At 46.3% G+C, this 11,605-nt stretch carries 10 protein-coding genes; all 10 read left to right on the forward strand.

What is annotated here, in order from left to right; genetic code table 11:
- The first annotated feature begins 184 nt into the window (after positions 1-184).
- Complete coding sequence (gene ybeY, locus LIN98_RS04480; RefSeq protein WP_005571506.1) at positions 185-649, forward strand: rRNA maturation RNase YbeY; 465 nt, start codon at positions 185-187, stop codon at positions 647-649.
- A gap of 169 nt (positions 650-818) precedes the next feature.
- A complete protein-coding gene (locus tag LIN98_RS04485) occupies positions 819-1,520 on the forward strand; it encodes a DUF5358 family protein (RefSeq protein ID WP_005589953.1) in 702 nt (233 codons plus the stop codon).
- 3 nt (positions 1,521-1,523) lie between these two features.
- Positions 1,524-3,446, forward strand: a complete 1,923-nt coding sequence (locus LIN98_RS04490; RefSeq protein WP_148326131.1) for a tRNA(Met) cytidine acetyltransferase TmcA — start codon at positions 1,524-1,526, stop codon at positions 3,444-3,446.
- A 40-nt stretch (positions 3,447-3,486) separates the two neighbouring features.
- Positions 3,487-3,660 (forward strand): DUF5363 domain-containing protein, encoded by a 174-nt coding sequence (locus tag LIN98_RS04495; RefSeq protein ID WP_005538949.1) that lies wholly within the window; start codon positions 3,487-3,489, stop codon positions 3,658-3,660.
- 454 nt (positions 3,661-4,114) lie between these two features.
- The gene (gene mfd, locus LIN98_RS04500) at positions 4,115-7,573 is read left to right on the forward strand and encodes a transcription-repair coupling factor (protein WP_014167632.1); all 3,459 of its coding nucleotides are present in this window, start codon (positions 4,115-4,117) and stop codon (positions 7,571-7,573) included.
- Positions 7,574-7,674: 101 nt separating this feature from the next.
- Complete coding sequence (lpcA, locus tag LIN98_RS04505) at positions 7,675-8,259, forward strand: D-sedoheptulose 7-phosphate isomerase (protein WP_005538945.1); 585 nt, start codon at positions 7,675-7,677, stop codon at positions 8,257-8,259.
- Between the two features lie 140 nt (positions 8,260-8,399).
- Positions 8,400-9,134, forward strand: coding sequence for an arginine ABC transporter ATP-binding protein ArtP (gene artP, locus LIN98_RS04510; RefSeq protein ID WP_005566692.1), 735 nt, complete (start codon positions 8,400-8,402; stop codon positions 9,132-9,134).
- 20 nt (positions 9,135-9,154) lie between these two features.
- A complete protein-coding gene (locus LIN98_RS04515; protein ID WP_005571494.1) occupies positions 9,155-9,874 on the forward strand; it encodes a lysine/arginine/ornithine ABC transporter substrate-binding protein in 720 nt (239 codons plus the stop codon).
- A 4-nt stretch (positions 9,875-9,878) separates the two neighbouring features.
- Positions 9,879-10,541, forward strand: a complete 663-nt coding sequence (gene artQ, locus LIN98_RS04520) for an arginine ABC transporter permease ArtQ (protein ID WP_249856173.1) — start codon at positions 9,879-9,881, stop codon at positions 10,539-10,541.
- Between the two features lie 2 nt (positions 10,542-10,543).
- Positions 10,544-11,227 carry an arginine ABC transporter permease ArtM gene (artM, locus tag LIN98_RS04525; RefSeq protein WP_005571490.1) on the forward strand — a complete coding sequence of 228 codons (684 nt, stop codon included), beginning with the start codon at positions 10,544-10,546 and terminating at the stop codon, positions 11,225-11,227.
- Positions 11,228-11,605 lie beyond the last annotated feature (378 nt).

Here is an 11,605-nt window from a genome sequence, read left to right on the forward strand (position 1 = left end):
TTTACGTTTTTTATGCGGAGCGGGGGATAAACACCTTTTCTTTAATTAAAAAACATTTTAGTTTTTCTGTTACCCGTCGTGGTTTTATCTTTACTGTGCAATTGCAGGGTGAAAATCATCCTGTATACTGCTGTAAACTCGTGCAAAATGCGGTCGGAAATGGCGATGAATTTAGGGGAGCAACATGGGTAAGATGATTATTGATTTACAAATCGCCTGCGCAGATGAAAATGGCTTGCCGACGGCAGCGCAAATTGAACAATGGGCAACGGCGGCAGTGCAACCGCAAAGCGGGGAAGTTGAGATGACTGTACGCATTGTGGATGAGACGGAAAGCCACGCATTAAATCTTAATTATCGTGGCAAAGATCGCCCCACTAATGTGCTGTCTTTCCCTTTTGAATGCCCTGATGAAGTGGAGCTGCTGCTATTGGGCGATTTGGTGATTTGCCGTCAAGTGGTGGAGCGCGAAGCCCAAGAGCAAGAGAAACCGCTCATGGCGCATTGGGCACACATGGTGGTGCACGGCAGTTTGCATTTACTTGGTTATGATCATATTGAAGATGACGAAGCGGAGGAAATGGAAAGCCTGGAAACGCAAATTATGATAGGGCTTGGCTTTGTCGATCCGTATCTGAGCGAGAAGTAAGAAAAATTCGGAATGCGTAAACTATTTCGGAAAATCAGGGTCAAACGGGCATTCTTGCTTCAGTCGCCATTTATATTAAAGCCATATCATATATAGTTACACGTAATTCGGACTTTTAAGGTTGCTGCAGCGAGGCAATGATTCATCTATTTTCAACCTAAGGAATATCATGTTAAAAAAATACTTACTTGTTTTACCGATTTCTATTTTAACCGCCTGCGCGGGTTATTATCCTTATCCGCAATTTGAGCCCAGTTATCCGTCCTTTTCCGTGCAGCATAATGACGATGAAGAACATGCCGTTTTCAGCATCCGCCGCACGCATGAACCGAAATATCAGGATCCAAGATACAAAATTTCCACGGAAGACATGGAAAAATTCATTTTAGCCAAAAATAACCTGGAATATTGTTTGTTACCGGAATTGGGCAAGCAATCGGATAAACGTGTTACCGCCCTTGAAAAACGGCTATTAAAAGATATGATCAATGACGAGTTGTCGAAGATTGTGGGCAAAGCGTCGGCGCGTACGATTTTTGACGATCAGTCTTCTTACGATTATTTTCAATTTAAGTATCAACAACTCAATCACGGTGTGAATAACATTCGTGAATTTGAATGCCGCGATTTGAAACGGCACTTTCGCGATCGTCTCAACGAACGCAAACGCCGGCAAGGCTTGGCGGGCGACAGTCGTTCTGTTGAAAACCAAGTGCAAAAGCAACGACAAACGATAGACGACGCGTTTCGCCGTTTTCACACGCAACGAGAATCTATTGAACGCCAAATTCGCGGCGAAAGCGAACCGCTCTATAAAAGCAATAAAAATATCAATGTAGACTGGATGGATCCGTATTCGCGGGGTTGGTAAAGCATGGCGCGGCAGCTAATTCTCCTTGTTGGCGACGATGCCACGTTAGCGCGCCAATGGGAATACTTTCCTGCCCTGAAAAGTGCGGTGTGGATTGGCGGTGTTTTGCCGCACTTTTCCGCTCAACTTCATTTCCCTTTTAGCAAAAGTAAAAATCTGCTCGGCAGCGAATTCCCCGCGCTCATTTATGATGGGCGCCAAGGCATTCATTTAGATGCCCTCGCTATTGCCGCCGGTGCGTTGTCGGAAGGCGGCACATTGTTGCTGTTATTCAATGAGTGGCAGGATTTGGCGGCACAACCCGACGGCGACAGCCTGCGTTGGAGCAGTGAAAAACACCCGATAAACACACCGCACTTTATTGCCTTTCTGCAAGAAAAAATCCGGAAATACAGCTTCCCCATTTATCAACATTTGCCGTCTGCGCTCGTTTTCCCTAAGATTGAAAAGTCGCTTTCAGAACAACACCAACCGACCTTGGAACAAGCCCATTTATTGCGGCAAATGGCGACATCTGACGCGGAGATGTTAATCGTTACGGCAAAGCGCGGGCGGGGAAAATCCGCTTTGGCGGGCTTGTTCGCCAAACAGCAATTAGCGGCAAATAAGCCCGTTCTATTGACGGCGCCGAACAAAAGTGCGGTCAAGATTTTCAATGAATTTTCCGGTGTCGAAATCCCCTTTATGCCACCTGATGAACTGCGCCAAAAGGTTGGTGAAAATCCACAGCAATTTGCGGATTCGTGGTTATTTGTGGACGAAGCGGCGATGATTCCGTTGGATACGCTGTTTGATTTAACGACTGCCTTTAAACGTATTGTGCTGACGACCACCATTCACAGCTACGAAGGCACGGGCAGGGGCTTCTTGTTAAAATTCATGACGAAAACCGACCGCACTTTGCGGCATTTTGAATTGTTCAGCCCGTTACGTTGGCAGGCGGATGACAAACTGGAGCGCTTTATTGATGAATTGTTGTTGTGTGATTGCGAAGATCGTCTGACGCAACCGCGTTACGATGCCAACCTTGCCAAACAGATTCAGATTTCTTACGAAGAACAGATTCCGCCTTATCAAATCGAATCGGTTTATGGCTTGCTGACCTTGGCGCATTACCGAACCTCGCCGTTGGATTTACGTCGATTATTGGATGCGCCGCGACAACAATTTTATCTTGCGCAGACGCAGGAGGCCTTGTTGGGTTGTGTGTGGGCGGTGCCTGAGGGCAAATTTGGTGACGACGCATTAATTCGTAAAATTCGGCGCGGACAACGTCGTCCACGTGGTAATTTGGTGGCGCAAATGTTGTGTTTTCAGGCGGGATTGGAACAGGCGTGTAAATTGCGTTCACTGCGCATTTCCCGTATCGCCGTGCAACCCAACTGGCAGCAGCGGGGACTGGGGCAACGTTTAATCGAACGAGTTAAACAACAACGTGCGGTGGATTTCCTTTCCGTCAGTTTCGGTTACACCCCCGAGCTGCTGGCGTTTTGGCAAAAGTGCGGTTTTATTTTGGTGCATTTCAGCGAAGGCAAAGATGCAGGCAGCGGCTGTTATTCCGTAGTGGCATTGTGCCCGCTGACGGAGCGCGGACGGGCGTTGGTGCAACAGGCGGAGCAACAATTTAAACGTAATCTGCCCCTTTCGTTGCACCCGCTGGCGACGCAATTTGTCGGAACCGAAACGGATTGGTCGCTCAATGAAACCGATTGGCAATGCTTGGCGGATTTTGCCGATTTCTTCCTGCCGTTGGCGTTTGCCTTGCCCGCTATTCGGCGCTTGATGAAATTAAGCGGGGAGCGGGATTTTCCTTTATTGACAGCCTATTGCAAACGCCCTGATGACATTCAACATAAAAAAACGTGGCTGAAAAATTGTCGGTTGGAAGTGAAGAAAGGGTTGCAAAAAAATTTCGCCTTCTTATGATAACAACCCAGAATAAAACGGCACGACTAAGGAGGCAACTATGGCTGAAGAAGCCAAAAAAGGTTGGTTAAAACGCGCTTGGGATGCGTATTCCGATTTCTGCAAAGAAGCAGGCGTGGATCAAGGCACTTGCCGAGGCTGCGTACCGGTGGTGAAGTTTGATGAAGATCCCGAACCGAAGGAAAAAACGGCGGAGGAGAAAGAAACGCACTAAGCGGGGATACCCGGGGCACAACTGTTCGAAACATTGTAACTATTTATATAAAAAGAAAAAACTTGGTTCCCCTCGTTCACGGGGGAGCTGGGCGAAGCCCTGAGGGGGGGAAATCTCAATTTTTAAGCATGATCTTGTGAAAACATCAAGATAAATCCCCCCTTCCGCCCTTCGGGCACGTTATTCGCAAGTTCGTAAACTTACTTGCTCACCCCTTTGGGGGCGTTGGCAGAGCCAACGCTCAAAACGCAATGCGTTTTGTCCCCCCGTAAACGGAGGAAGGCAAGATATTTAAAAAAATATCAATGAATTATAATGTTTCGAACAACTGTAATACCCGAGGCAATGCCTTGCCCTAGGTAGAATTACTGTCTTTTTATACAGATCTTTATTGGAAATCCCCCTCGTTTGCGCTAAACTAACGGCAATTTTTTTCTTACTCTTTTGTCGTTTTATGCAAACTCAATTTTTTCATCTCGAAATTCCTACCCAAGCGAATGATCATAAAATTTTAGCCAATATCCTGCCCGGTGCGGATAGCCTCGCCATTAGCGAAATTGCCGCGCAGTTTGACGGTCTAACCGTGGTGGTGACCAATGACACCCGAAGTGCGGTGCGTTTGGCGAAAGAATTAACGCAACTGACGCCTTCCGAATTATTGCAAAACGTGACTTTTTTCCCCGATTGGGAAACCCTGCCTTATGATAGTTTTTCGCCTCATCAAGATATTATTTCCGCGCGCTTGAGCGCTTTGTTTCATTTGCAACAGCGCAAACAAGGCATTTTCATTTTACCTGTCGCCACCTTAATGCAACGGGTTTGCCCGCCGTCTTATTTGCAGCATAACGTATTGTTGATTAATAAAGGCGATCGTTTTGTCATCGAATCTCTTCGCCTACAATTGGAAAAAGCGGGTTATCGTGCGGTGGAGCAGGTATTGGAACATGGCGAATATGCGGTGCGCGGTGCGTTGTTGGATTTGTTCCCGATGGGAAGTGCGGTGCCTTTTCGCTTAGATTTTTTTGATGATGAAATTGATTCCATTCGCACTTTTGATGTGGACACCCAGCGTACGTTGCAGGAAATCGACCAAATTAATTTATTGCCGGCACATGAATTTCCGACGGATAGCACGGGTATTGAATTTTTCCGTAGCCAATTTCGGGCGGAATTCGGGGAAATTCGACGGGATCCGGAACACATTTATCAACAGGTCAGCAAAGGCACGCTGGCTGCGGGCATTGAATATTGGCAGCCGCTGTTTTTTGAGCAAATGGCAACCTTGTTCAATTATTTTCCGGTAAATACGCTGTTTACTACCGCCGAGCAAAATCAAGACCAAGGCGAGCGTTTTTACACCGATGCACAACAGCGTTTTGAAAGTCGTCGCGTGGATCCTATGCGCCCGTTGTTACCGCCCGATAAACTTTGGTTGCGCATTGATGAAGTGAATCGTCACTTGAAACAGTATCCCGCTATTGCGCTAAAAGCGGAAAAAGTGCGGTCGTCTGCGCGGCAGAAAAATTTAGTGATTGCGTCGCTGCCACCGTTGACCATTCAATCTCAACAAAAAGAACCTTTGCATCAACTGCGTCAATTTATTGAGCAATTTAAAGGCAATATTTTATTTATCGTGGAAACGGAAGGCCGTCGTGAAACCTTGCTGAGTCTGCTTGCGCCGTTAAAACTTAAACCGAAACAAATTCATACCTTAGCACGGGCGGAAGAACAAAAATTTTCGTTAATGGTCAGCCCATTGGAGCATGGCTTTATCATTGAACAAGGTACGCCGCTTGCGATTATTTGTGAAACTGAATTGTTGGGCGAACGCGTGCAACAACGGCAACGGGACAAATCCCGCACGGTGAATCCCGACACCTTAATTCGTAACCTGGCGGAACTGCAAATCGGTCAGCCTGTGGTGCATTTGGATCATGGCGTAGGGCGCTATGGCGGTTTGGTAACGCTGGAAAACGGCGGCGTGAAAGCGGAATATTTGCTGCTTAACTATGCTAACGATTCCAAATTGTATGTGCCGGTGGCATCTTTACATTTGATCAGCCGCTATGTGGGCGGTTCCGATGAAACGGCGCCGTTGCACAAATTAGGTTCTGAAGCTTGGGGCAAAGCACGTAGCAAAGCCGCCGAGAAAATCCGCGATGTGGCGGCGGAATTATTAGACGTGTATGCCCAGCGTGAAGCGCAAAAAGGCTTTGCGTTTCAATATGATCGTGAAGAATTTCAACAATTCACCGCGACGTTTCCTTTTGAAGAAACTCATGATCAGCTGATGGCTATTAACGCGGTGATTTCCGACATGACCCAACCGAAAGCCATGGACCGCTTGGTGTGCGGCGATGTGGGATTCGGCAAAACGGAAGTGGCAATGCGCGCGGCGTTTTTGGCGGTGATGAATCACAAACAGGTCGCCGTTTTGGTGCCGACCACGTTGTTGGCGCAACAACATTTTGATAATTTCAAAGACCGTTTCGCCAACCTGCCGGTAAACGTGGAAATGCTGTCCCGCTTTAAAACCGCCAAAGAACAAAAACAGGTGATTCAGGATTTAGCCGACGGCAAAGTGGATATTCTGATCGGCACTCATAAAATCATTCAGGGTGATGTGCAATTTCACGATCTGGGCTTATTGATTATTGACGAAGAACATCGCTTCGGTGTGCGTCAGAAAGAAAAAATGAAACAATTGCGTGCCAACATTGATATTCTCACCCTCACCGCAACGCCGATTCCGCGCACCTTAAATATGGCGATGAACGGCATTCGCGATCTTTCCATTATTTCTACACCGCCGGCGCGTCGTTTAACCATTAAAACGTTCGTGCGTCAAACGGACGATTTGGTCATTCGCGAGGCGATTTTGCGTGAAATTCTGCGTGGCGGGCAGGTGTATTATTTGCATAACGATGTGGCGAGCATTGAAAATACGGCGGAAAAACTGACCGCACTTGTGCCGGAAGCGCGCGTCACCGTGGGGCACGGGCAAATGCGCGAGCGGGAGCTGGAGCGCGTGATGTCGGATTTTTATCATCAACGTTATAACGTGTTGGTGTGTTCTACCATTATTGAAACGGGCATCGATGTGCCGACCGCTAATACCATTATTATTGAACGCGCCGATAATTTCGGCTTGGCGCAGTTACACCAGCTTCGTGGGCGAGTAGGGCGTTCCCATCATCAAGCCTATGCCTATTTGCTCACTCCGCCGCCAAAACTGATGACCAAAGACGCGCAAAAACGTTTAGAAGCCTTGGAAAGTCTGGATAACCTCGGGGCGGGCTTCATCTTGGCAACCCACGATTTGGAAATCCGTGGTGCCGGCGAATTGCTGGGCAACGAACAAAGCGGGCAAATTGAAAGCATCGGTTTTTCTCTTTATATGGAATTGCTGGAACGCGCCGTGAAGGCCCTAAAAGAAGGGCGTGAACCGTCGTTGGACGAACTGACCCAGCAACAAACGGAAATCGATTTGCGCGTGCCGTCCCTGTTGCGGGAAGATTATTTGGGCGATGTGAATATGCGCCTGTCTTTCTATAAACGCATTGCCGGCGCAGAAAATACGGAAGCCTTGGACGAGTTAAAAGTGGAGCTTATTGACCGCTTCGGTGCGCTTCCACAAGCCACTCGCAATTTATTGCAAATCGCCCAATTGCGTCTGGATTTAAAACCGCTCAACGTTATTCGATTGGATGCCAATGCGCAGGGCGGCTTTATTGAGTTTGCGCCGAACGCCGATTTGGACCCGACGATCTTTTTGCAGCTGATCCAACGCAATCCCTCCGTCTATCGCTTCGACGGCCCGCACAAATTCCGCTTTAGCAAAGATTTAACGGACAATAAAGTGCGGTTAGAATTTGTGGTGGATTTAGTGCGGGAATTGATTATCCCCCGATAATTTCTGCGGCTAATGAATTTCTCGGGTATTGAGCGATACGCTGTTTTTGCATACAATCTACCGACTTTTCACGTTAAAGAAAAACTCAAAAGGAGAACCAGATGTATTTCGATCAAATCAAAGCCGAGCTTACCGAAGCGGCGGACGTATTAAACAAATTTTTATCTGATGACAACAACATTAAATTGATTCAACAGGCGGCATTATTAATCTCTGATAGTTTTAAACAAGGCGGTAAAGTGCTGTCTTGCGGGAACGGCGGTTCACATTGTGACGCCATGCACTTTGCGGAAGAATTAACCGGCCGCTACCGTGAAAACCGTCCCGGTTATCCGGCAATCGCCATTTCCGATGTCAGCCATTTGAGCTGCGTAAGTAACGATTTCGGCTACGATTATGTGTTTTCCCGTTATGTAGAAGCCGTGGGGCAAAAAGGCGACGTGCTGTTCGGTTTATCCACCTCCGGCAATTCTAAAAACGTGCTTAACGCTATTGAAGCGGCAAAAGCCAAAGGTATGAAGGTGATTGCGATGACCGGCAAAGACGGTGGCAAAATGGCGGGGCTTGCTGATGTGGAAATTCGCGTGCCGCATTTCCGTTACGCAGATCGTATTCAGGAAATCCACATTAAAGTGATTCACATTTTGATGATGTTAATTGAATTCGAAATGGCGAAAGCAGAATAAAAGTGCGGTCATTTTGACAAACGTTTTTAAAATCCCAAAATGAGTTGGGATTTTTTATAAGTTTCATTTGCATAATTATTCACTAAATACTAATATGTTTTCAATTTTAACGATGACTAAATGTAGAGAAGTAACAAACAATGACAATTAGTGTTGAGAATTTGAATTTTTTTTATGGCGCGAACCAAGCCTTGTTTGATATTAACTTAACCGCCGATGATGGCGATGTACTAGTGTTGCTGGGACCAAGTGGGGCGGGGAAAAGCACCTTAATCCGTACCCTGAACCTGTTGGAAGTGCCGCAATCCGGTAAATTGAGCATTGCCAATAATCAGTTTAATTTATCTTCCGGTAACGACCCGAAACAGCTTCGCCAATTGCGTCGCGATGTCGGCATGGTGTTCCAGCAATATAATTTGTGGCCGCACATGACGGTGATACAAAATTTAATTGAAGCACCGATGAACATTCTGGGCGTTAGCGAAACGGAAGCCAAGCAACAAGCGCTTGAATTATTACAGCGTTTGCGTTTGGATGAATTCGCCGATCGTTTCCCGTTGCATTTGTCCGGCGGTCAGCAACAGCGTGTGGCGATTGCCCGTGCGTTAATGATGAAACCGCAAGTGTTGTTGTTCGATGAACCGACGGCGGCACTGGATCCGGAAATTACCGCGCAGATCGTCTCCATTATTGAAGAATTGCAACAAACCGGTATTACGCAGGTTATCGTCACCCACGAAGTGAATGTGGCGAAAAAAGTGGCGACCAAAGTAGTATATATGGAGCAGGGGCATATTATTGAAATCGGCGATAAGACCTGCTTTGAACAGTCGCATACGGGACAATTCAAACAATATTTATCACATAATATTTAACATTGAGTAGGAGAAATAACATGAAAAAATTACTGCTAAGCGCCATTTTATTGGGTTCCGCCGTTGTGGCTAACGCACAGGATTTAACTTTCGCCATGGAACCGAGCTATCCGCCGTTTGAATTCACTAACGAAAAGGGCGAAATTATCGGTTTTGATGTGGACATTGCGAATGCCATTTGTAAAGAAATTCAAGCTACCTGCCATTTTAAAGGTGAAGCCTTTGATTCGTTAATTACCAATTTAAGATCAAAGCGTTTTGATGCGGCAATTTCCGCCATGGATATTACCGAGGCGCGCGCGAAACAAGTGTTATTCTCCGATCCTTATTATGACAGCACCGCAAGCTATGTGGCGCTGAAAGGCAAAGCCACATTGGACAGCGCGAAAAATGTCGGCGTGCAAAACGGCACCACCTTCCAGCAATATACCGTTGCCGAAACCAAACAATATGCATCGAAATCTTACGCCAGCCTGCAAGATGCGATTCTGGACTTAAAAAACGGGCGTATCGATATTATTTTCGGTGATACCGCCGTGCTTGCGGACATGATTTCCAAAGAACCGGAAATTCAATTTGTCGGTGACAAAGTGACCAATAAAAAATATTTCGGTAACGGTTTAGGCATCGCCATGAACAAATCCAACAAAGCCTTGGCGGAAAGCCTGAATAAAGGTTTGGCGGCGATCAAAGCCAACGGTGAGTATCAAAAAATCTATGATAAATGGATGACCAAATAATCTTATGTTTTCCGATTATTTTTCTTTAATGTTTACCGCAGCCCTAATGACCTTGGGGCTTGCGGTTTGTTCGTTGGTGTTTGGGCTGATTTTGGGCATGCTGTTCGCCGTGCTGGAAGCAAACCGCTTTGTGGGCAAACCGATGGTGGTGTTTGTCGCCTTATTGCGTGGCTTGCCTGAAATTCTGGTGGTGTTATTGGTGTATTTCGGTTCCAGCGAAGTGGTGGAAATGATCACCGGCGATTACATTGAATTCGGTGCGTTCGGTTGCGGTGTGTTCGCCCTTTCCCTTATTTTTGCGGCTTATGCTTCACAAACGTTGCGCGGTGCCATTCAGGCGATTGCTAAAGGACAATGGGAATCCGGCGCGGCATTAGGCTTGAGTAAAGGCTATACTTTCATTCATATCGTGATGCCGCAAGTATGGCGCCACGCGCTGCCGGGCTTGAGCAATCAATGGTTGGTGTTGTTGAAAGATACTGCACTCATTTCTTTAATCGGGGTGGATGATTTAATGCGTCAGGCACAGCTGATTAACACCAATACCCATCAGCCTTTCACGTGGTATGGCATTGCTGCCTTGATTTACTTACTGGTTACTTTAGTGAGCCAGGTGGGTATCCGTAAATTACAACTGCGTTTTACCCGCTTTGAAAGAGGAGTGTAATGATGTTTCAAGAGTATTTAAGCGTTATTGCACAAGGCATTCCCACCAGTTTGTTATTAACCGTTATTTCACTGGCGATTGCGTTTTTCTTGGCGCTGGTGCTGACCGTTTTGCTTGCTATGGGCAATAAAGCGGTTAAAAGTGCGGTCAATTTATACCTTACTTTATTTACCGGCACGCCGTTATTGGTGCAATTTTTCCTTATTTATGCCGGTCCTGGACAATTTCAATGGATCGTCAACAGCCCCTTGTGGTCAGTGTTATCTAATGCGTGGTTTTGCGCGGCGTTGACATTGGCGTTAAACAGTGCGGCGTACTCCACCCAATTATTCCACGGCGCGGTAAAAGCCATTCCGAAAGGACAGTGGGAAAGTTGCGAAGCGCTTGGGTTAAGCCGTTTGCAAACCTTGAAAATCCTGATTCCGTATGCGTTAAAACGTGCATTGCCTTCTTATTCCAACGAAATTATTTTGGTGTTTAAAGGCACAGCGTTGGCGTCCACTATTACCATCATGGACATTATGGGCTACGCCCGCCAACTTTATGGCACGGAATACGATGCGCTTACGATTTATGGTATTGCCGGTGGTATTTATCTGATTATCACCGGTATCGCAACACTCTTGTTGCGCAGACTGGAAAACAAAGTACTTGCCTTTGAGCGCTTGGCTATGAAAAGCGTCTAAAAAGTGCGGTGATTTTTCCAAGCGTTTTTAAAGTAGGCTAAACCCTACAAGAGAACCTGAATAAGGGGATTGCGAAGATTAAGAATAATAATGAATGTCCGAGAATTTATGCTAAATGGGTAGTGAAGTAGGTATCGAAAAGTGGGCGGAATGTCGCCCCTTGTTATTTACTATTGGTCATCCGGCAGGCCACAATCAGCACCAATTAAAATTGTCCTAAAATTAAGTGGAATTTCATGTTTTCAGGGTAGTGATATAACATGATTTCTGTGACGGAATCAGTTTTGATAAAGCGTATAACCCGGCGATTTTTTGTTTAAAACATAAGAAATTTATACCGCACTTTTCGTTCAGCATGAAAATGTGATTAATATCACA

The organism is Aggregatibacter actinomycetemcomitans (genome assembly GCF_023518055.1).
Taxonomy (GTDB): Bacteria; Pseudomonadota; Gammaproteobacteria; order Enterobacterales; family Pasteurellaceae; genus Aggregatibacter; species Aggregatibacter actinomycetemcomitans.